This is a genomic window from Azospirillum brasilense, from assembly GCF_005222205.1.
Taxonomy (GTDB): domain Bacteria; phylum Pseudomonadota; class Alphaproteobacteria; order Azospirillales; family Azospirillaceae; genus Azospirillum; species Azospirillum brasilense_G.
In genome coordinates this window covers 1,619,906-1,639,392 of record NZ_CP032345.1, presented here as the reverse complement: position 1 = coordinate 1,639,392, position 19,487 = coordinate 1,619,906, and the positions used below count along the sequence as shown (strand labels likewise).

At 70.1% G+C, this 19,487-nt stretch carries 20 protein-coding genes; 13 read left to right on the top strand and 7 right to left on the bottom strand.

Annotated features, from left to right (window positions below; translation table 11 throughout):
• Nucleotides 1-27: 27 nt before the first annotated feature.
• Nucleotides 28-1,341 carry a methyl-accepting chemotaxis protein gene (locus tag D3869_RS34420; protein WP_137139608.1) on the bottom strand — a complete coding sequence of 438 codons (1,314 nt, stop codon included), beginning with the start codon at nt 1,339-1,341 and terminating at the stop codon, nt 28-30.
• Nucleotides 1,342-1,680: 339 nt separating this feature from the next.
• On the opposite strand from D3869_RS34420, the gene D3869_RS07940 reads away from it, so the two are divergent.
• From D3869_RS07940 to D3869_RS07915, 6 genes are all read left to right on the top strand, one after another.
• The gene (locus tag D3869_RS07940) at nt 1,681-2,451 is read left to right on the top strand and encodes a (Fe-S)-binding protein (RefSeq protein WP_137139607.1); all 771 of its coding nucleotides are present in this window, start codon (nt 1,681-1,683) and stop codon (nt 2,449-2,451) included.
• Between the two features lie 4 nt (nt 2,452-2,455).
• Nucleotides 2,456-3,907, top strand: coding sequence for a LutB/LldF family L-lactate oxidation iron-sulfur protein (locus D3869_RS07935; protein ID WP_137139606.1), 1,452 nt, complete (start codon nt 2,456-2,458; stop codon nt 3,905-3,907).
• A gap of 2 nt (nt 3,908-3,909) precedes the next feature.
• Nucleotides 3,910-4,584, top strand: a complete 675-nt coding sequence (locus tag D3869_RS07930) for a LutC/YkgG family protein (RefSeq protein WP_137139605.1) — start codon at nt 3,910-3,912, stop codon at nt 4,582-4,584.
• Nucleotides 4,585-4,706: 122 nt separating this feature from the next.
• Nucleotides 4,707-5,279, top strand: coding sequence for a Smr/MutS family protein (locus D3869_RS07925; RefSeq protein WP_137139604.1), 573 nt, complete (start codon nt 4,707-4,709; stop codon nt 5,277-5,279).
• Between the two features lie 12 nt (nt 5,280-5,291).
• Entirely contained in the window at nt 5,292-5,696 is a 405-nt protein-coding gene (locus D3869_RS07920) for a helix-turn-helix domain-containing protein (RefSeq protein ID WP_109069973.1), read from the top strand.
• A gap of 161 nt (nt 5,697-5,857) precedes the next feature.
• Nucleotides 5,858-7,399: a sensor histidine kinase gene (locus tag D3869_RS07915; protein ID WP_137139603.1), complete on the top strand. Its 1,542-nt coding sequence runs from the start codon at nt 5,858-5,860 to the stop codon at nt 7,397-7,399.
• Here the strand turns inward: D3869_RS07915 and D3869_RS07910 are convergent.
• The 4 genes from D3869_RS07910 to D3869_RS07890 form a co-directional block, all read right to left on the bottom strand.
• Nucleotides 7,359-8,987, bottom strand: a complete 1,629-nt coding sequence (locus D3869_RS07910) for an ABC-F family ATP-binding cassette domain-containing protein (RefSeq protein WP_137139602.1) — start codon at nt 8,985-8,987, stop codon at nt 7,359-7,361. The genes D3869_RS07915 and D3869_RS07910 overlap by 41 nt on opposite strands.
• A gap of 349 nt (nt 8,988-9,336) precedes the next feature.
• Nucleotides 9,337-10,686, bottom strand: a complete 1,350-nt coding sequence (hslU, locus tag D3869_RS07900) for an ATP-dependent protease ATPase subunit HslU (protein ID WP_137139601.1) — start codon at nt 10,684-10,686, stop codon at nt 9,337-9,339.
• A gap of 22 nt (nt 10,687-10,708) precedes the next feature.
• On the bottom strand, nt 10,709-11,257 hold the full coding sequence (hslV, locus tag D3869_RS07895; RefSeq protein WP_014238902.1) for an ATP-dependent protease subunit HslV: 549 nt from the start codon (nt 11,255-11,257) through the stop codon (nt 10,709-10,711).
• Nucleotides 11,258-11,341: 84 nt separating this feature from the next.
• A complete protein-coding gene (locus D3869_RS07890; RefSeq protein WP_137139600.1) occupies nt 11,342-12,913 on the bottom strand; it encodes a trypsin-like peptidase domain-containing protein in 1,572 nt (523 codons plus the stop codon).
• 148 nt (nt 12,914-13,061) lie between these two features.
• Here D3869_RS07890 and hisB point away from each other — a divergent pair, with 148 nt between their 5' ends.
• The 7 genes from hisB to D3869_RS07855 are packed head-to-tail and all read left to right on the top strand — an operon-like array spanning nt 13,062 to nt 17,221.
• The gene (hisB, locus tag D3869_RS07885; RefSeq protein WP_038530232.1) at nt 13,062-13,685 is read left to right on the top strand and encodes an imidazoleglycerol-phosphate dehydratase HisB; all 624 of its coding nucleotides are present in this window, start codon (nt 13,062-13,064) and stop codon (nt 13,683-13,685) included.
• 51 nt (nt 13,686-13,736) lie between these two features.
• Nucleotides 13,737-14,381, top strand: coding sequence for an imidazole glycerol phosphate synthase subunit HisH (gene hisH / locus D3869_RS07880; protein ID WP_137139599.1), 645 nt, complete (start codon nt 13,737-13,739; stop codon nt 14,379-14,381).
• A gap of 2 nt (nt 14,382-14,383) precedes the next feature.
• Entirely contained in the window at nt 14,384-14,926 is a 543-nt protein-coding gene (locus D3869_RS07875; RefSeq protein WP_137139598.1) for a GNAT family N-acetyltransferase, read from the top strand.
• 14 nt (nt 14,927-14,940) lie between these two features.
• Nucleotides 14,941-15,690: a 1-(5-phosphoribosyl)-5-[(5-phosphoribosylamino)methylideneamino]imidazole-4-carboxamide isomerase gene (gene hisA / locus D3869_RS07870; RefSeq protein WP_137139597.1), complete on the top strand. Its 750-nt coding sequence runs from the start codon at nt 14,941-14,943 to the stop codon at nt 15,688-15,690.
• The gene (hisF, locus tag D3869_RS07865; protein ID WP_137139596.1) at nt 15,690-16,487 is read left to right on the top strand and encodes an imidazole glycerol phosphate synthase subunit HisF; all 798 of its coding nucleotides are present in this window, start codon (nt 15,690-15,692) and stop codon (nt 16,485-16,487) included. The genes hisA and hisF overlap by 1 nt, the downstream gene beginning before the upstream one ends.
• Nucleotides 16,480-16,821, top strand: a complete 342-nt coding sequence (locus tag D3869_RS07860; RefSeq protein WP_137139595.1) for a phosphoribosyl-ATP diphosphatase — start codon at nt 16,480-16,482, stop codon at nt 16,819-16,821. The genes hisF and D3869_RS07860 overlap by 8 nt, the downstream gene beginning before the upstream one ends.
• Before the next feature lie 31 nt (nt 16,822-16,852).
• Nucleotides 16,853-17,221 carry a histidine triad nucleotide-binding protein gene (locus D3869_RS07855; protein ID WP_014238910.1) on the top strand — a complete coding sequence of 123 codons (369 nt, stop codon included), beginning with the start codon at nt 16,853-16,855 and terminating at the stop codon, nt 17,219-17,221.
• Between the two features lie 114 nt (nt 17,222-17,335).
• Here the strand turns inward: D3869_RS07855 and D3869_RS07850 are convergent, their stop codons facing one another.
• Nucleotides 17,336-18,178 (bottom strand): DUF1206 domain-containing protein, encoded by an 843-nt coding sequence (locus D3869_RS07850; protein ID WP_137139594.1) that lies wholly within the window; start codon nt 18,176-18,178, stop codon nt 17,336-17,338.
• Between the two features lie 102 nt (nt 18,179-18,280).
• Nucleotides 18,281-19,486: a murein transglycosylase A gene (gene mltA, locus D3869_RS07845; RefSeq protein WP_137139593.1), complete on the bottom strand. Its 1,206-nt coding sequence runs from the start codon at nt 19,484-19,486 to the stop codon at nt 18,281-18,283.
• Nucleotide 19,487 lies beyond the last annotated feature (1 nt).

Genomic DNA, 19,487 nt, shown 5'->3' with positions numbered 1-19,487 from the left:
TCCCCCTTCCCCGCGCCGGTCCGGTCGTCAGGACGCCTTCAGCGCCTGCAGGAACGTCTCGACCTGATGCTTCAGGCTGTCGGACTGGCCCGAGAGGTCGGAGGAGGAGCGGATGACGAGGGTGGAGGCCTGCGCCGTCTCGTTCGCCGCCACGCTGACCGCCTCGATGCTGCGGGCGATCTCGTCGGTGCCGCGGGCGGCCTGGGCGACGTTGTTGGAAATCTCCTGCGTCGCCGCCGCCTGCTCCTGAACGGCCGAGGCGATGGTGGTGGAGATCTCGTTGATCGACCGGATCGTCTCGCCGATGCCCTGGATGGCGCCGATCGTCTGGTTGGTCGCCGCCTGGATGCCGGCGATCTGGGCGGAGATGTCCTCGGTCGCCTTGGCCGTCTGGTTGGCGAGGCTCTTGACCTCGCTCGCCACCACGGCGAAGCCCTTGCCGGCCTCTCCGGCCCGCGCCGCCTCGATGGTGGCGTTGAGCGCCAGCAGGTTCGTCTGGCCGGCGATGCCCTGGATCAGCTTCACCACGTCGCCGATGAGCTGCGCCGACTGGGCGAGGCTGTCGGCGGTGCCGCCGATCTGCTCGGTGCGCGACACCGCCTCGCGGGCGATGGCGACCGACCGCTCGACCTGCTGGCCGATTTCCCCGATGGAGGCGGAGAGCTGCTCCGCCGCCGCGGCGACCGCCTGGACGTTGGACGCCGCCTGGGCGGTGGCGCTGGCCGCCTCCGCGCTCTGGCGGGTCGACCGTTCCGACAGGGCGCCGAGCTGGCGCGACACGCCCTGCATGTCGGCCGAGCTGCCGGACACCGCCTGCACCACGCTCTTGACCTTGGCGTCGAAGTCGGCGGCGAGGGAGGCGGCGCGCTGGCGCATCTCCTCCTCCTCCTGGACGTCGATCAGCGAGCCGCAGGCGCGCAGCGCCAAGCCGGCCGCGTTGCGCCGACAGCCGCCAATGGCACGGAACCAGCGGTAGGAGCCGTCGCGCATCTTGACGCGGTAGCGCACGTTGAAGGGCGTGCGGCCGCTGGCGTCGGCCAGGAAGGCGCCGAAGGAGGCGAAGGTGCGGGCGCTGTCCTCCGGGTGCAGGCGGTCCGACCAGGAGGTCATCAGGTTCGGGAAGTCCTGCTCGCCCTCGAAGCCGAGCAGGCGGCGGAACTGCCCGGACCAGGTCCAGCGGCTCTGCGGATGCGCCGGGTCGCCGTTGTGGAACACCGCGTCCCACAGACCCACGCCGGCGTGGTTGCCATAAAGGTCGAGCGCTTCGGTCAGCTCAGCCAGTTCAGCGCCACGGCCAGTGCCGCCCTTGGACCCACCCCGGAAAAATCCCATCAGACTCATGGACTTGCCCCCTCCCCTCACGCGACGATCTCTGCAACTTACAGATGATTTCCATGACCGAATCGATCGGTCGGCCTATCTTCGTATACGGACGATATGTGAATTTAGATTTCATTTTGGTAAAAACGTTTTCCATCTTTTTGAAACAGAAAGCGCGCCTGCCCCATTGTTTGTTTCGCTTTCTGTATGTTTATCTTTTTCACTTTTGGTTGTGCAGAGACCTTCCGACAACCGGCGCACCGCGGCCGGACGCCGCCGGCCCGGCCCGTTGCCATCCCCAACAGGACGACCTACAGTCGCCAACGTGAGGGGATCAGCACACAAGAAGAACAGGACACCATGGCCGACACCCGCCCCGCCCCCAAAGTGGGGCTGTTCGTCACCTGCCTCGTCGATGTCTACCGCCCGACGGTCGGCTTCGCCGCGGTGAAGCTGCTGGAGGACGCCGGCTGCACGGTCGAGGTGCCCGCGTCCCAGACCTGCTGCGGCCAGCCCGCCTTCAACGCCGGCGACCGCGCCACCGCGCGGGACCTCGCCCGCAGCACCATCGCCGCCTTCGAGGGGTTCGACCATGTGGTCGTCCCCTCCGGCTCCTGCGCCGGGCAGATCCGCAAGCATTACCCGGAGCTTCTGGCCGACGACCCGGCCTGGGCGGCGCGGGCGCAGCATCTGTCGGCGCGCACCTATGAGCTGGTGTCCTTCCTGACCGACGTGCTGGGGGTGACGGACACCGGCGCGCGCTACGACGGCACGATCACCTACCACGACAGCTGCTCCGGCCTGCGCGAGCTGGGCGTCAAGGAACAGCCGCGCCGCCTGCTGGCCAAGGTCGAGGGCCTGACGCTGAACGAGCTTCCGGGGGCGGAGGTCTGCTGCGGCTTCGGCGGCACCTTCTGCGTCAAGTACCCCGACATCTCCAACCGCATGGTCGAGGCCAAGACCGCGGACATCAAGGAGACGAAGGCCGACACGCTGCTGGCCGGCGATATGGGCTGCCTGCTGAACATGGCCGGCAAGCTGAAGCGCGAGGGCTCCGCCATCCGCGTCCGCCATGTCGCGGAGGTGCTGGCCGGCGTCACCGACACCCCCCCGATTGGCGAGAAGGCATAACGCCATGCAGCCGACCACCCACGCCTTCCCTGAGAACGCCCGCAAGGCGCTGAGCGACGAGCGGCTCCAGAAGGTCCTGGCCATCGCGCCGGCCGGCTTCGTCAACCGCCGCAAACAGGCCGCCGACCGGCTGCCGGAGTTCGAGGATCTCCGCGACCAGGGCCGCGACCTGAAGAACCACGTCCTGGCCAACCTCGACACCTATCTGGAGGCCTTCGAGGTCAAGGTCACCGAACAGGGCGGCCATGTGCACTGGTGCCGCACCGACCAGGAGGCGCGCGACGCCATCCTGGGCATCTGCCGCAAGGTCGGGGCGAAGACCGTCACCAAGGGCAAGTCGATGATCTCCGAGGAGATCGGGATCAACGACTACCTTGAGGCCAACGGCCTGACCCCCATCGAGACGGATCTGGGCGAATACATCATCCAGCTCCGCCGCGAGCCGCCCAGCCACATCATCGCCCCGGCCTTCCACCTGTCCAAGGCGGACGTGGAGGGCACCTTCCGGCAGGCCCACAGCGACCTGCCGGCGGACCGCGTGCTGGACGAGCCCAAGGTGCTGATCGCCGAGGCGCGGCAGGTGCTGCGCCGCAAGTTCCAGCAGGCCGATGTCGGCATCACCGGCGCCAACATCATGGTGGCGGAGACCGGCTCCACCGTCATCGTCACCAACGAGGGCAACGGCGACCTGACCCAGATCCTGCCGCGCGTCCATGTGGTGATCGCCACCATCGACAAGGTGGTGCCGACGCTGGAGGACGCGGCGCTTGTGCTGCGCCTGCTGGCGCGCTCCGCCACCGGGCAGGAGGCGTCGGCCTACACCACCTTCTCCACCGGGCCGCGCCGCCCCGGCGACCTCGACGGGCCGGAGGAGTTCCACGTCGTGCTGCTCGACAACGGGCGGTCGGCGCTGCTCGGCACCGAGTTCCAGGACGTGCTGCGCTGCATCCGCTGCGGCGCCTGCATGAACCATTGTCCGGTCTACGGCTCGGTCGGCGGCCACGCCTACGGCTGGGTCTATCCGGGACCGATCGGGTCGGTGATGCAGCCGGCGCTGCTGGGGGTGAAGGAGGCCGGGCACCTGCCCAACGCCTCGACCTTCTGCGGGCGGTGCGAGGCGGTCTGCCCGATGCGCATCCCCCTGCCCAAGATGATGCGACACTGGCGGGAGAAGGAGTTCGAGCAGAACCTCCAGCCCGCCGCCATGCGCCGGGGGCTGGCCCTGTGGGGCTGGTTCGCCCGGCGCCCGGCGCTGTACCACGCCGCCACCCGCATGGCGGTGCGGGCGCTGGGGGCGCTGGGCCGCGGCAAGGGACGCTTCGCCCGCCTGCCGTTGGCCCAGGGCTGGACCCGGCACCGCGACATGCCGGCGCCGGAGGGCAAGACCTTCCAGCAGATGTGGGCCCAGAAAAAGGCAGCCGAACGGAAAGCGGCCGAAAAGAAGGGGACGCGCTGACCATGGCCGACACCAGCTCCGCCCGCGCCCAGATCCTGGGCGGCATCCGCAAGGCGCTGAACTCCGCCGAGGGGACCGAGGAGGCCCGCCGCCGTCTCGCCACCCACCCGCGCAACCTGATCCCGGCCCGCGCCCAGCTCCCCCACGACCGGCAGGTCGAGCTGTTCGCCGCCATGGCCACCGAGGTCTCGGCGACCGTCGAGTTGCTGGGCGGGATGGCCGAGGTGCCGGGGGCGGTGGCCGACTATCTGGCGGGGCTGAACCTGCCCGCCGAGCTCCGCGTCGCCCCGGACGCCGCGCTGGACGCCATCCCCTGGGACCAACGCCCGACCCTGACGGTGACCAGGGGGCGCGCCCGCGACAGCGACGGTGCGTCGCTGACCGGCGCCTTCGCCGGGGTGGCGGAAACCGGCACGCTGATGCTGCTGTCCGGGGCGGAGCGGCCGACCACGCTGAACTTCCTGCCCGACACCCACATCGTCGTGCTGCGGCGCGGCCAGATCGTCGGCACGATGGAGGACGCCTGGGACCGGCTGCGCGCCGCCGGGGGAGAGGGCTCCCTGCCCCGCACCGTCAACTTCATCACCGGGCCGTCGCGGACCGGCGACATCGAGATGCGGATCGAGCTGGGCGCCCACGGGCCGCGGCGTCTTCACATTCTGCTGGTGGAGGATTGACACGGCTGAGCGTTCAAGGGTTTATCGGAGCGTTGTCCGTGCCGGAACCCCTGTTTCACCGTGCTTGATCCGACCCGCCCTTCGACCCGCGCGCCCGAACGGGCCGCGCCGAGGTCCCTGCGATGAGCCGCCGCCGCTCGGTCTCCACCGAGGAACGGCGGCTGTGGCGGATCGCCATGCGCGACGCGGAGCCGATGCCGGGCCGGACCATCGAGGACCCCGATCCCCCCGCCGCCCCGGCGGGCGAGCCGGAGCCGGTCGCCACCACCGCCTCCCCGCCCCCCACCCTGCCGCCGCGCGGCGGCGTGCCGAAGGGTGGGCGCCCGTCGCAGCCGCCGCTGAAGGTCGGAAACCTTGACAACATCGACCGCCGCACCGCCGACCGCTTCTCGCGCGGCGAGATGGAGATCGACGGGCGCATCGACCTGCACGGGATGAGCCAGGCCCAGGCCCACGGCGCCCTGTCCGGCTTCGTCCACCGGGCTTGGCACGAGGGGCGGCGCTGCGTGCTGGTCATCACCGGCAAGGGCACCTACACCGGCGGGGCCGGCGTGCTGCGCCAGTCGGTGCCGCGCTGGCTGGCCGACGCCGCCCTGCGCCCGATGGTTCTGGCGGTGCGCCCGGCGCAGCCCCGGCACGGCGGCGACGGGGCGCTGTACGTCCTCGTCAAGCGGCGGCGCGACCATCACCGATAGGACGGGGCCGCCATGACACCCTTCGGCGAACGGGTCCGCGCGCTGCGCGAGGGCAAGAGCGTGACGCTCAAGCAGATGGCGGCGGACCTCCACATCTCCTCGGCCTACCTGTCGGCGCTGGAGCATGGCAAGCGGGGCCAGCCCTCCCCCCAGCTCGTCCGGCAGATCTGCGCCTATTTCGGCATCATCTGGGACGAGGCGGAGGAGCTGGAGCGGCTGGCCGACCTGTCGCACCCGCGGGTGACGGTGGACACCGCCGGGCTCAATCCGAAGGCGACCGAGCTGGCGAACCGGCTGGCCGAGCGCATCCACGACCTGGACGACGGCACGCTGGACCGGCTGCTGCTGCTGCTGGACGAGGCGCCGGCCCGCGGTGGTGCGGCGGTGCGGCGGCGGGCGGCTCCGCGGCGGCGATAGGACGGGAAAGCCGCGTAACGCCCTGAATTGCCTTGTGGGTTAATCGGTCGCACCTTGGGCATAGGCAACCGGACGTTTCGCGTTCGCTTTCACCGCGCCGAATCCCGTACCATCCGCTCCGGGGTTCCCCAGATCCAGGCTTGACCAGACGGGATTATCGCATGACCGCCGAGGTCGGGTCCGTAATGCCGGGGGACGGCGTCACGGACGCCCTGTTCCGCTCCATCTTCGACAGCGCGTCGGTCGGCATGATCGTGGCCGGGCCGGACGGGCGCATCCTGGCCGCCAACCCCGCCTTCGCCCGCAGCCTGGGATACCGGCCGCTAGACATGGCCGGCCAGCATCTGGCCGACGTCACCCATCCGGAGGACTGGGCCTGGGAAAGCCTGCGCTTCGATCGGGTGGTGCGGGGCGAAGCGGCGCCGGCTCCCTTCGAGAAGCGGTTCCTGCACGCCGACGGCGGGGTGATGCGCGCCGCCATGCGCCCGTCCTGCCTGCACGGACCCGACGGGCGGGTGCGGGCGTTGGCCGCGGTGATCGAGGACGTGACGACCGCCCGCGCCGCCGAGGAGGAACTCCAGCGCAGCGAGGCGCGCAACCGCGCCATCGTCGAACAGGCGGTCGAAACCATCCTGACCGTGGACGCCCGCGGCGTCATCCTGGCCGCCAACCAGGCGGCGGAGCTGCTCCTCGGCTACAGCCCGGACGAGCTGACCGGCCGGCACATCGCCGTCCTGATGCCGCCGGAGGAGGCCGCGCAGCACGGCGCCCACATGCGCCGTTACAAGGAAACCGGGGTGCGGCAGGTCATCGGCGTCGGGCGGGAGGTGACCGTTCTCCGCCGGGACGGCACCGCCATGGTCGTCTGGCTGTCCCTGTCGGAGATCGACCTGCCGGGCTTCCACGTCTTCGTTGCGATGCTGCGCGACCTCAGCGCCTTCAAGGCCGCCGAGCAGGCGCTGATCGAGGCCAAGGAGGCGGCTGAGCTGGCCAACCGCGCCAAGACCGCCTTCCTCGCCAACATGAGCCACGAGTTGCGCACGCCGCTGAACGGCATCCTGGGCTTCGCCGACGTGATCCACCAGCAGATGCTGGGGTCGCTGGAGAACCCCATGTACGTCACCTTCGCGGCGGAGATCAAACGGTCGGGCGAGCTGCTGCTCGCCAACATCAACGACCTGCTGGAGATGGCCACCATCGAGGCCGGTCAGGTCGGTCTGGAGGAGGCGCTCTGCGACTTCCGCGACGTGGTGGTGTCCTGCGTCCGTCTGGTCGCCAAGCGGGCGGAGCGCGGCAAGCTGCACGTCGAGGCCGACATCGCCAGCGAGCTGCCGCCCCTGCTGGCCGACCCGCGGGCGCTGAAGCAGGTGCTGCTGCACCTCCTGTCCAACGCCATCAAGTTCACGCCGGAAGGCGGGCGCGTCGGCGTGTCGGCCCGCGTGGATTCCGTGGGCGCCCTGGTGGCCGAGGTGTTCGACAGCGGCGTCGGCATTCCGGAGGACCGTCTGGAAACCGTCTTCCAGCCCTTCTTCCAGGGCGATTCCTCACTGGCCCGCCGGTTCGAGGGGATCGGGCTGGGCCTGTCCATCGCCAAGTCGCTGGTGGAACGGCACGGCGGCCGGCTGGAGATCCGCTCGCTGGAGGGCGCCGGCACGTCGGTGGTCATCCACCTGCCGAAGGACCGCTTCCTGACCGATTGGTGAGGTCCAGCCGGCGTGTGATCCCGATGGCGTCGAGGAAGGCCTCGTCGTGGCTGACCACCAGCAGCGCCCCGTCATAGGCGCGCAGCCCGGCTTCCACCGCTTCGATGGACTCGATGTCGAGGTGGTTGGTCGGCTCGTCCAGGATCAGCAGGGGCGGCGGGACGGCACCGCCGAGGACGCAGGCGAGGCCGGCGCGCAGCGTCTGCCCGCCGCTGAGGGTCGACACGCGCTGCAACGCGGCGTCGGCGCGGAACATGAAGCGGGCCAGCGACGCCCGGCAGGCGTTTTCTCCCGCCTGCGGATTGAGGCGCCGGAAATTGTCCAGGATCGTTTCCGACGGATCGAGAAGGCTCACCCGCTGGTCGAGCATCACCGCGCCGGCAACGACGCGGACCGTCCCGGACCAGGGGGCGCGATGGCCGGCGACGAGCGTCAGCAGCGTTGTCTTGCCCGATCCGTTGGGGCCGGTGACGGCGACGCGCTCCGGCCCGGTGATGGTGAAGGACAGGTCGCGGACGACCGGCCTTCCCGCTTCGTAGCCGGCGGAGACGCCGTCGAGCGTCAGCACGGTCCGCCCGGGTGGAAGGCCGGTGGGCGGCAGCACGACCGACAGGGGTTGAAGGATTTCGATGCGCGCGCGGGCGGCGGCCACGGCGTCGAGCGCGTCGGCCTTCTGCTGGGAGGCGCGGCGGGCGTTGTCGCCGCCGGTGGCCTCGCTGCGCTCCTTCCGGCCGCCGAGCAGGATGCGCGGCAGGTCGCCTTTCGCCGCCTTCCGCTGCCCCGCCCGGTCCTTGCGCGCTTTCCGTTCGGCGGTGGCCTGCGCCGTCCGGGCCGCCTCCGCCACACGTTTCTCGGCATCCGCCAGATCGTGGCGGGCGGCGTCGAGAGCCTGCGCCCGGGCGGCGCGGTAATGGCTCCAGTTCCCGCCATAGCGGGTGGCGCCGAGGGTGGTCAGCTCGACGATGGCGTCCATGCGGTCGAGCAGGTCGCGGTCGTGGCTGACCACCACCGCCCCGGCCCGCCAGGAGGCCAGCAACCCGATGACCGCCTCCCGCCCCTCACGGTCGAGATCGTTGGTCGGCTCGTCCAGCAGCAGGACATCGGGCTCCGGAAAGATCGCCGCCGCCAGGGCGGCGCGCGTGCGCTGCCCGCCCGACAGGCGCGTCAGCGGCGTCTCGGGCTCCGCCTCCAGCCCCACCCGGCCGAGCGCCGACCGGATGCGGCCTTCCAGCGTCCAATCCACCTCGGCCAGCGCGTCGGCGTCCGCGTCGCCCCGCTCGGCACGGCGCAGCAGGTCCAGCATGGCGGTCGCGCCGAACAGCCCGGCGACCGTGTCGTCCGGTCTCACCAGCAGGTTCTGATTCAGGATTCCCAGGCTGCCGCGGACGGACACCGTCCCGGATTGCGGGCGCAGCGCGCCCGTCATCAGCTTGAGAAGGGACGATTTCCCGGTGCCGTTGCGTCCGACGAGCCCGGTCCGTTCAAGGCCGAAACCCAGGCTGATGTCGGATAGGACGGAACGCCCGTCAGGCGTGGACCAGGACAGGTTCGCCAGGGTGATGGCGGGCGGCGTGATGGAAGCAGGCATGGACGCGGATTTCCCCGAAGACGAAACGAACGGACGTTGCGGTCGGGTTGAAATCCATCGTTCTGCGCATCCTGCCGTGGTGAGACGCCGGCCATCCTAAGCCCAGCCGGGCCGCCGATCAAGGCGGGTGGATTCTTATAGCCCTCTCCCCTCCGCTCACGCGCAAACTTCGTTTGCGCTGACGCGACAGGCGGACCGAAGGTCCGCCGAAAGCGGGGAGAGGGTGCCCGCGAAGCGGGCGGTGAGGGGGTTGCGCGTGGCGGTACGTCCGGCACAAGCGCAACCCCCTCACCCTAACCCTCTCCCCAGAGGGGAGAGGGGATCACAAATGAAATAGTCTTGAGTTGTCTTACAGAATGAACTTGGACAGGTCGGCGTTCTTGGCGAGGCCGCCGACCTGGGAGCGGACGGTCTCCGCGTCGATGGTCACGGTCTGGCCGGCCTTGTCGCTGGCGGTGAAGCTGATGTCCTCCAGCAGCCGCTCCAGGACGGTGTGCAGGCGCCGCGCCCCGATGTTCTCCACCGTCGCGTTGATCTCGGTGGCGAGGCGCGCCAGCTCGTCGATGGCGTCGTCGGTGAAGACGAGATCGACCTCCTCGGTCTTCAGCAGCGCCTTGTACTGCTTGATCAGGCTGGCTTCCGGCTCGGTCAGGATGCGGCGGAAATCCTCCCGCTCCAATGCCTTCAGCTCGACGCGGATCGGCAGGCGGCCCTGCAGCTCCGGCAGCAGGTCCGAGGGCTTGGACAGGTGGAAGGCGCCCGACGCGATGAACAGGATGTGGTCGGTCTTCACCGCGCCATGCTTGGTGCTGACGGTCGTGCCCTCGATCAGCGGCAGCAGGTCGCGCTGCACGCCCTCGCGGCTGACGTCGGCACCGCCCTTGTAGTCGGAGCGGGCGGAAATCTTGTCGATCTCGTCGAGGAAGACGATGCCATTCTGCTCCACCGCCTGGATCGCTTCCGAAACGACCTTTTCCTGGTCAAGCAGCTTGTCCGACTCTTCCGCCATCAGGACGGTGTAGCTCTCGGCGACGGTCATGCGCCGGGACTTGGTGCGCCCGCCCAGCGCCTTGCCGAAGATGTCGTTCAGGTTGAGCATGCCCATCTGGGCGCCCGGCATGCCGGGGATGTCGAAGGTCGGCAGGCCACCGGCGGTGTCGGCCACCTGAATCTCGATCTCGCGGTCGTTCAGCGTGCCCTCACGCAGCATCTTGCGGAACTTCTGCCGCGTCTCCGGGCTGGCGTTCTCGCCGCACAGCGCGTCGACCACGCGCTCCTCGGCGCGCAGCTCGGCCTTGGCGGCGACCTCCTTGCGCAGGCGCTCCTTGGTCAGGCCGATGGCGGCCTCCACCAGATCGCGAACGATCTGCTCGACGTCGCGGCCGACATAGCCGACCTCGGTGAACTTGGTCGCCTCGACCTTCAGGAAGGGCGCCTGGGCCAGCTTCGCCAGACGGCGGGCGATCTCCGTCTTGCCGACGCCGGTCGGGCCGATCATCAGGATGTTCTTGGGCAGAACCTCCTCGCGCAGCCCCTCGGGGAGCTGCTGGCGGCGCCAGCGGTTGCGCAGCGCGATGGCGACCGCGCGCTTGGCCTCGTGCTGGCCGACGATGTAGCGGTCGAGTTCGGAGACGATCTCGCGCGGGCTGAAGGCGGCGGTGGCGGCGGCGATGCTCGGGGCGGTGCTGGGGGCGGACATGGCGTGGGACCCGGTCTGAGGGTTAGAGCTTTTCAAGCGTGACGTTCTCGTTGGTGTAGACGCAGATGCCGGCGGCGATCTTCATCGCCTTGCGGGCCACGGCCTCCGCGTCCAGACCATCGACGTCGACCAGCGCGCGCGCCGCCGACAGGGCGTAGGCGCCGCCGGACCCGATGCCGATGAGGCCGTCCTCCGGCTCCAGCACGTCGCCGTTGCCGGTCAGGATCAGGCTGACGTTGCGGTCGGCCACGGCCATCATGGCCTCCAGCCGGCGCAGGTAGCGGTCGGTGCGCCAGTCCTTGGCCATCTCCACGCAGGCGCGCAGCAGCTGGCCGGGGTGCTTCTCCAGCTTGGTCTCCAAACGCTCGAACAGGGTCAGCGCGTCGGCGGTGGCGCCGGCGAAGCCGCCCATCACCGTGCCGCCGGCGAGCCAGCGCACCTTGCGGGCGTTCGATTTCATGACCGTCTGGCCGACGGACACCTGGCCGTCGCCGGCGATGACCACCTGCCCGTTCTTGCGGACCGAGAGGATGGTGGTGCCGTGCCACTGGATGGGATCGTGGGAAGTCATCGGGACCGTGGTCTAAGGAAGAGGCGCCCGTGCCCGAACGGCCCGGCGCGACGCCGGCCGACATAGGCACATCGGAACACGGGTCTATGTGGGGGGACGGCGGGTCCCGTCAAGTCTGCCGTCACGGGCCGGCATCCCACGGGACGGAATTGGCCGGGGAGCGAGCTGCGTGACCTCCACCCCCAGGCGGGCCAGCGCCTCCATCACCGGGACGAAGGCGGACAGGCCGTGCGCGCCGCCCGGCGGCGGAGCGGAGCGGGCGACGCCCAGCAGGTTGCCCGCCTCGTCCACCAGCGGGTCGCCCGGAGCCGGCTCCGGCCCGGTCAGGTCAGCCTGGAGCAGCGTCGCCTCCACCCCCGGCGCGGCTTGCGGATCGGCGCGCCGGGCCGCCAGGATGCCGGATGCCGTCTCGTCGCCCCGCTCCAGGACCGCCGTCACCGGTTCGCTGACCGCCGGGGCGTCCAGACGCAGCGGCGCCGCGCGCAACCGGGCCGGCACGCGGACCAGGGCGATCCCGCCGGAGCGGTCCCGTGCCATCACCGTGCCGTCCAGCGACACCCCACGGGACGGCGCGACGGTGACGGTCGCGTCCAGCCCGGCGTCGAGCGTCAGCAGAAGCGACTGGCCGTCCAGTTCCCCCAGCACGATCCCCCGGCCCTTGCGCTCCTCCGGTCCGACGCGCACCGTGGCGGCGGACACGCGGGCGGTGGGATCGTCGGCGTAGCCCTGGAGCGGGTCGGCGACGCGCAGAATCAGGGTCGGCGGGCGGGTGTCCTCCAGGACGGGCGCCGGTCCTCCGGAGGCGCCGCCGGGATCGACCATCACCGTTTCGACCGCCGTGGTTGACACCACCGCCGGCCCGGTTGACACACGCGGAGCGGCACTTGACACTACCGCCGCCCCACTTGACACTACCGGGGCCTCACTTGACGCTCCCAGGGGGGCGGTTGACACTCCTCCCCGCCCACTTGACACTATCGCGGGGCCACTTGACGCTATCGCCCCGCCCCGCGACACCGCGGCGCGGAAGCCGGGGTCGGCGCCCAACGCCTCCACCGCCGTACCGAAGGCCTCCTCGATCAGCAGAACGTCGCCCTGCGGCACGCCGCTGTCCTTGCGGGCAATCCCCGTGGTGGTGACGCGGTGGACGAGCCGCCCCGTCACGGCGTCGTAGACCGCCCAGTCCACCCGCAGGCTGCCGACACCGGACACCCCCTCGCTGCGGCCGGTCAGCCAGCTCCGGCGGCGGCACAGGTCGCTGTTCACCGCGCGCAGGTCGCCGCGCAGGATGAAGCGGGCGCGCTTGCGGTCGAACTCCGCCTCGTAGTCGCTGCCCTGGACGCCCGCGACGTCGTAGCCGGCGTCGGCCAGAACCTCGGCGAAGCGTTCTTGGAAGGTGGAGTTCTCGTGAAGGCTGCGCCCGCTGGTCCAATAGACGTCCTCGTAGGGCGGCCAGCACTCCAGCGCCCAGACGTAACGCCCCGTCACCATGCCCCGCCGCATCGAGCCGAGCGAGAGACCGTCGAAGCGGACCGGCTCCGTCGAACCGCGGGCGACGGGCGGCGTCTTGCGGGTCTGCGGCAGCTCCCCGCCCATGCAGGCGGCCAGCGCCAGCAGGGCGGCGAGGGACAGAAAAAGGCGTCCGGGCGTCGGCATGTCCGGTGGCATATCCCATTATGCGCGTTGAGCGTGCACACAAGCATGAACACACACGCATTATGCGGCATCGCCGCCGACGGTCATAGGCGTTTTCGGAGGCTGCGCCTCTGGCGCGCCCGCGCGCTTCCTGATAAAACCCGGACTCATGGACCAGAGCCTTGCCAATGGCGTCCGCCGCGCCTCGATCGAGCGGAACACCACCGAAACCCGGATCCGGGTCGCCGTGAATCTGGACGGCACCGGCGTCTATGACGTGAAGACCGGCGTCGGCTTCCTCGACCACATGCTGGAGCAGCTGTCGCGCCACAGCCTGATGGACCTGTCGGTGGCGGCGGAGGGCGATCTGCACATCGACGCCCACCACACGACCGAGGACAGCGGCATCGCCATCGGCCAGGCCGTGGCGAAGGCGCTGGGCGATCGCAAGGGCATCCAGCGCTACGGCCACGCCTACATCCCGATGGACGAGACGCTGACCCGCGTCGCGCTGGACTTCTCCAACCGGCCCTACCTGATCTGGAAGGTGTCCTTCAGCCGCGACAAGATCGGCGACATGGACACCGAGCTGTTCCGCGAGTGGTTCCAGGCCTTCGCCATGGCGGCGGGCGTGACGCTGCACGTCGAATGCCTCTATGGCGAGAACAACCACCACATCGTGGAAAGCTGCTACAAGGCGCTTGCCCGCGCGCTGCGGGCCGGGATCGAAATCGACCCGCGCAAGCGCGACGCCGTGCCCTCCACCAAGGGGACGCTGGGCGGCTCCCTCTAAAAAACCGGCGGCTTCCATAAGGCCGGCTCTCTGTCACAAGGTCCTCGTTTCATGGAAACCGTTGCGCTGATCGATTACGGCTCCGGCAACCTGCGTTCCGCCGCCAAGGCTCTGGAGCGCGCGGCGGCGGGGTGCCACGCCTCCTTCCAGGTCCTGGTGACCTCCGACGCCGACGCGGTGCGCAAGGCCGACCGCGTCGTCCTGCCGGGCGTGGGCGCCTTCGCCGACTGCAAGCGCGGCCTGTCGGAGGTCCCCGGCATGCTCGACGCGCTGGATGAGGTGGTGCACCGCAAGGGCCGCCCCTTCCTGGGTATCTGCGTCGGCATGCAGCTGATGGCGGAGCGCGGGCGCGAATACGGCGTGACCGAGGGGCTGGGCTGGATCAAGGGCGAGGTGGTCAAGCTGGAGCCCGCCGACCCGACGCTGAAGATCCCGCACATGGGCTGGAACGAGCTGGACGTGCGCCGGGAGCACCCGCTGCTGGCCGGCCTGCCGGAGCGGGCGCACGCCTATTTCGTCCACTCCTACCGCTTCGCCGTGGAGCGGCCGGAGGACGTGATCGCCAGCGCCGATTACGGCGGGCCCTTCGCCGCGGTGGTCGGGCGCGACAATCTGGTCGGGACCCAGTTCCACCCGGAAAAGAGCCAGGAGACCGGCCTCGCCCTGGTCGCCAACTTCCTGACCTGGCGGGTCTGACCATGGCCGACGTCACGGTCGAACGCATCGACACGCTGAAGACCGGCGACCTGCACGACCTGTGCGACGCCGCCGACGACGCCGTCAAGGCCGGCGGCGGCTTCGGCTGGGTGGCGCCGCCCGCCCGCGAGATCATGGAACGCTACTGGAAGGGCGTCCTGGTGGTGCCGGAGCGCATCCTGTTCGTCGGTCGGCTGGACGGCGTCATCGCCGGCTCCGCCCAGCTCGTCAAGCCGGCCCGCAACAACGAGGCGCAGGCCCACGCCGCCACCCTGACCACCAGCTTCGTCGCCCCCTGGGCGCGCGGCCACGGGCTGGCCCGCCGCCTGACCGTGGCGGTCGAGGAGGAGGCGCGGGCCTCCGGCTTCCGCGTCCTGAACCTCGACGTGCGCGAGACCCAGACCGCGGCCATCGCGCTGTACGAGGACCTGGGCTTCAAGCGCTGGGGCACGCATCCCTTCTATGCGCTGGTGGACGGCAAAAGGCTGGCCGGTCATTTTTATGTGAAAGACCTCACCCCCGACACGCTTCACGACACGCCATAGGACGAGACACCGCGATGATCATCTATCCCGCCATCGACCTCAAAGACGGTGCCTGCGTTCGGCTGCTGCGCGGCGAGATGAGCCAGGCGACCGTCTTCAACACCGAACCCGCCGACCAAGCCCGCCTGTTCGAAAGTCAGGGCTTCGAATGGCTGCATCTGGTCGATCTGAACGGCGCCTTCGAGGGCAAGCCGGTCAACGGCCAGGCGGTCGAGAGCATCCTGGGCGCCGTGACCATCCCGGTGCAGCTGGGCGGCGGCATCCGCGACCTGAAGACCATCGCCATGTGGCTGGAGAAGGGCGTCAGCCGGGTCATCCTCGGCACCGTCGCCCTGCGCGAGCCGGAGCTGGTCCGCGAGGCCTGCCGCGAATTCCCCGGCAAGGTCGCCGTCGGCATCGACGCGCGCGAGGGTTACGTGGCGGTCGCCGGCTGGGCCGAGACCTCGACCATCAAGGCGCTGGATCTGGCGCTGAAGTTCGAGGACAGCGGTGTCGCCGCCATCATCTACACCGACATCAACCGCGACGGCGCCATGGGCGGCGTGAATGTCGAGGCGACCTCCGACCTCGCCTTCCACCTGACCACCCCGGTGATCGCGTCGGGCGGCGTCTCCTCCATCGACGACCTGATCGCGTTGAAGAAGGAGGAGGACACCGGCATCCAGGGCGTCATCTGCGGCCGCGCGCTCTACGACGGGCGCATCGACCCGAAGACGGCCTTGGACCTGCTCTCCCCCACTCCTGTCACCGGAAAGGCCGGCTGATGCTCAAGATGCGCGTCATCCCCTGCCTGGACGTCAAGGACGGGCGGGTCGTCAAGGGGGTCAACTTCGTCGATCTGATCGACGCCGGCGACCCCGTGGAGCAGGCCCGCGTCTATGACCGGGAGGGGGCGGACGAGCTGACCTTCCTCGACATCACGGCCAGCCACGAGAACCGCGACACGATCTACGACGTGGTGCGCCGCACCGCCGAGCAGGTGTTCATGCCGCTGACCGTCGGCGGCGGCGTGCGCACGGTCGAGGACATCCGCAAGCTGCTGCTGGCCGGCGCCGACAAGGTGTCGATCAACACCGCGGCCATCCACCGTCCGGAGTTCGTGCAGGAGGCGGCGGAGAAGTTCGGCGCCCAGTGCATCGTCGTCGCCATCGACGCCAAGCAGGTCGAGCCGGGCCGCTGGGAGATCTTCACCCACGGCGGACGCAAGGCCACGGGCATCGACGCCGTGGAATGGGCCAAGCGCATGGAGTCCTACGGCGCCGGCGAGATCCTGCTGACCTCGATGGACCGTGACGGCACCAAGAGCGGCTTCGACCTCGCCCTGACCCGCAAGGTGGCCGACGGGCTGCGCATCCCGGTCATCGCCTCGGGCGGCGTCGGCACGCTGGACCATCTGGTGGAGGGCATCCGCGAGGGCCACGCCACGGCGGTTCTGGCGGCCTCCATCTTCCATTTCGGCACCTACACCATCGGGCAGGCCAAGGCGGCGCTCGCCGAGGCCGGCATCCCGGTGCGTCCGGCGCGGCCAGTGTCTTCCACGGCGGAGGCCGCTCATGTCTAACGATGAGGCGGCCGTCAACGCCGAGGTCCTGGACCGGCTCTACGCCACCGTCCAGGCGCGCAAGGGCGCCGATCCGGAGACCTCCTACACCGCCAAGCTGTTCCACCGCGGCACCGCCAAGATCGCCCAGAAGGTCGGCGAGGAAGCGGTGGAGACCGTCATCGAGGCGGTGCGCGGCGACAAGGCGGCGATGGCCTCGGAATCGGCGGACCTGCTCTATCACCTGATGGTGCTGTGGGCCGACGCCGGGCTGGAGCCCGCCGCGGTGTGGGAGAAGCTGGCCCAGCGCGAGGGCACCAGCGGCATCGCCGAGAAGAACGCGCGCAAGGCTTAAATCGATAAAAGGCGGAAGGGGAAACGACGCGATGGCCAAGACCTACGATCCGAACAACGTCTTCGCCCGCATCCTGCGCGGCGAAATCCCGTGCAAGAAGGTCCTGGAGACCGAGCACGCGCTGGCCTTCCACGACATCAACCCGCAGGCCCCGACGCACATCCTGGTGATCCCGAAGGGCGCCTATGTCGACATGGACGACTTCAGCGCCCGCGCGACGGAGGCGGAGATCGCCGGCCTGTTCCGCGCGGTCGGCGAGGTGGCGCGCGGCGCCGGTGCCGCCGAGCCCGGCTACCGCATCCTCTCCAACTGCGGCGAGGACGCGAACCAGGAGGTCCCGCATCTGCACATCCACGTCTTCGCCGGCCGCCGCCTGGGCCCGATGATCACCAAGGGGTGATCACCCAAGGGGCACGACGATCCACGTGAAACATCGTCTCGAATGGAAAGGGCGCCGGGGAAACCCTCGGCGCCCTTCTCATTTTGGTCCGGCTTTTTCGCTCCCCTGCCGCGTTCACACCATGGCGCGGATCTGCCGCTCCGCCGCTTCGCCGTCGATGCGGCAGTAGACGGCCTGGACGACGCTGAAGGCACCGAAGGCGAACAGCCCGGCCGCCACGATCCCAAGCAGCCAGGGGCCGTAGGGCTGCTGCTGAAGGAACTGCAGCGCCTTGAGCAGCCCGCCGGACTCCGACGAGTCCGACTGCCACGCCGCCACCAGGAAGAAGCTGCCGACCACCGCAAAGACCAGCCCTTTGGCGGCGAAGCCGAAGCGGCCGATCGGGCAGATGACCTTCATGGTGTTCGGATCGGCGTCCAGCTCCCGGCGGAAGCTGGCCTTGTAGGCCTTGACGGCGTGGGCGACGGCCGCGCCGATGATGGCGGCCCCGACCGCGGCGACCAGGACGCGGCCCATCGGCTTGGTGAGCAGCCACGCCGTCCAGTCATGCGCCGCCGCCTCGCCGTCGCCGCTGCCGCCGCCGCGCCCGGCCAGCAGCTTGATGGCGAAGATTGCCAGACCGGCGTGGATCACCCCGGCGACCACGAAGCCGGCGCGAACCACCAGCCCCTTGGGCGAGGTCCCGAGATGGTCGACGTCCAGCACCGCCTGCATGACCCGCCACAGCGCGTAGCCGGCCAGCCCAAGCGCCGTCAGCGCCAGCAGGACCGAGCCGAAGGGATTCTGGAACAGTTCGACCAGCGCGCCCTTGGTGTCGGTCGGCCGATTGCTGCCGTAGGCCGCCGTGACGGCGAACCAGCCGACGATGAGATAGACGAGGCCGCGCGCGGCGTAGCCCAGCCGCGCCAACCCTTCGATTTCGTTGAGCCTGTCGATTTGCCGTTGCAGCGGGGTCATGGCCCCCTCCCCCGTGTGTCAACCAGAACCGCCAAGATCGGCGCTGGTTGACACAACCGAAACCGCTGCGCTTCGGTTCCTCAGAGGAGAAGCGGGCGGCGGTCAGCTCGCCGGGGCGACGGTCTTCGGCAGCAGGACGTAATACTCCCCGGCGCTCTTCATCACACCGGCCTTCTCCTCGGCCTCCGCACCGTGGCCCCAGAAGACGTCGCCGCGGACCGGGCCGCGGATGGCCCCGCCGGTGTCCTGGGCGATCAGCAGACGGCGCAGCCGGGTCTGGGCGTCCAGCGGGTCCTCGGCGTCCAGCCAGACCGGCACGCCGTAGGGCAGGAACTTGGAATCGATGGCGAGGCTGCGCCCCGGCGTCAGGGCGACGTTCTGGGCGCCGTTCGGCCCCTCCCCCTTCAGCTCCTGGAAGAAGACGTAGGAGGGGTTCTTGTTCATCAGCGCCGCCGCCTCGCCGGGGTTGGCCTGGAGCCAGGCGCGGATGGTCTGGAGCGACACGTCCTCGCGCTTCAGGGCGCCGCGGTCGATCAGCTCCCGCCCGATGGCGACGTATTTGTGGCCGTTCTGGGCGGCATAGCCGACGCGCGTCTCGGTCCCGTCGGGGAAGCTGACCCGGCCCGACCCCTGGATGTGCAGGAAGAAGGTGGCGATCGGGTCCTGCAGCCAGACCAGCTCCAGCCCCTTGCCGTTCAGCGCCCCGGCCTCGATGGCCGCGCGGTCCTCGAAGGGCTTCAGCCGGCCCGCGGTGACGCGCCCGGCGATGCGCTCGCCCTTCCAGCGGTCGGCGAACTCGCCGAGGTCGACCATCACCAGATCGGCGGGGCGCTTGTAGAGCGGCACCGGAAAGGCCGGGTCCGGCGTCCGGCTGCCCTTCAGCTCGACCTCGTAATAGCCGGTGAAGAGACCGCGCCGCTCGGCGTTGTTGGCCGCGGCGTAGGGGGTGAACCAGGTCTCGAAATAGGCCCGCGCCGCCGCGTCGTCGCCGGGTGGCAGCTTGGCCAGCTCGGCGCAGGGGGCCTGCCAGTCCGCCGTCTTGCCGCCGACCCCGTCCGGGCCGATGGAGCGGTCGGCGGCCAGCGCCTTGACCTTCGCGCAGGAACGCTGGAAGGCCGGGACGGCCTCCGCCACGCGGTCGGCGCTCCAGCCCGGCAGCGCGGTGAAGGCGACCGGGGTGAGGACCAGCTTCTCGGGCGGCGGGGGCGGCGGCGCCTTGGCCTCCTCCTCCTTGCGCTCGCAGCCAATGAGAAACGCCGCGGCAAGGACTGCCGCGGCGCTGAGACGAACAACCGGATGGGAGAGCATC

Coding starts and splice junctions, on each gene's coding strand:
- D3869_RS07920 (WP_109069973.1), top strand. CDS start 5,292: ATGACACCCTTCGGCGAACGGGTCCGCGCGCTGCGCGAGGGCAAGAGC.
- D3869_RS07930 (WP_137139605.1), top strand. CDS start 3,910: ATGGCCGACACCAGCTCCGCCCGCGCCCAGATCCTGGGCGGCATCCGC.
- hisA (WP_137139597.1), top strand. CDS start 14,941: ATGATCATCTATCCCGCCATCGACCTCAAAGACGGTGCCTGCGTTCGG.
- mltA (WP_137139593.1), bottom strand. CDS start 19,486: ATGCTCTCCCATCCGGTTGTTCGTCTCAGCGCCGCGGCAGTCCTTGCC.
- D3869_RS07875 (WP_137139598.1), top strand. CDS start 14,384: ATGGCCGACGTCACGGTCGAACGCATCGACACGCTGAAGACCGGCGAC.
- D3869_RS07940 (WP_137139607.1), top strand. CDS start 1,681: ATGGCCGACACCCGCCCCGCCCCCAAAGTGGGGCTGTTCGTCACCTGC.
- hisB (WP_038530232.1), top strand. CDS start 13,062: ATGGACCAGAGCCTTGCCAATGGCGTCCGCCGCGCCTCGATCGAGCGG.
- hslU (WP_137139601.1), bottom strand. CDS start 10,686: ATGTCCGCCCCCAGCACCGCCCCGAGCATCGCCGCCGCCACCGCCGCC.
- D3869_RS07850 (WP_137139594.1), bottom strand. CDS start 18,178: ATGACCCCGCTGCAACGGCAAATCGACAGGCTCAACGAAATCGAAGGG.
- hisF (WP_137139596.1), top strand. CDS start 15,690: ATGCTCAAGATGCGCGTCATCCCCTGCCTGGACGTCAAGGACGGGCGG.
- D3869_RS34420 (WP_137139608.1), bottom strand. CDS start 1,341: ATGAGTCTGATGGGATTTTTCCGGGGTGGGTCCAAGGGCGGCACTGGC.
- D3869_RS07915 (WP_137139603.1), top strand. CDS start 5,858: ATGACCGCCGAGGTCGGGTCCGTAATGCCGGGGGACGGCGTCACGGAC.
- D3869_RS07910 (WP_137139602.1), bottom strand. CDS start 8,987: ATGCCTGCTTCCATCACGCCGCCCGCCATCACCCTGGCGAACCTGTCC.
- D3869_RS07890 (WP_137139600.1), bottom strand. CDS start 12,913: ATGCCGACGCCCGGACGCCTTTTTCTGTCCCTCGCCGCCCTGCTGGCG.
- D3869_RS07855 (WP_014238910.1), top strand. CDS start 16,853: ATGGCCAAGACCTACGATCCGAACAACGTCTTCGCCCGCATCCTGCGC.
- hslV (WP_014238902.1), bottom strand. CDS start 11,257: ATGACTTCCCACGATCCCATCCAGTGGCACGGCACCACCATCCTCTCG.
- hisH (WP_137139599.1), top strand. CDS start 13,737: ATGGAAACCGTTGCGCTGATCGATTACGGCTCCGGCAACCTGCGTTCC.
- D3869_RS07925 (WP_137139604.1), top strand. CDS start 4,707: ATGAGCCGCCGCCGCTCGGTCTCCACCGAGGAACGGCGGCTGTGGCGG.
- D3869_RS07935 (WP_137139606.1), top strand. CDS start 2,456: ATGCAGCCGACCACCCACGCCTTCCCTGAGAACGCCCGCAAGGCGCTG.
- D3869_RS07860 (WP_137139595.1), top strand. CDS start 16,480: ATGTCTAACGATGAGGCGGCCGTCAACGCCGAGGTCCTGGACCGGCTC.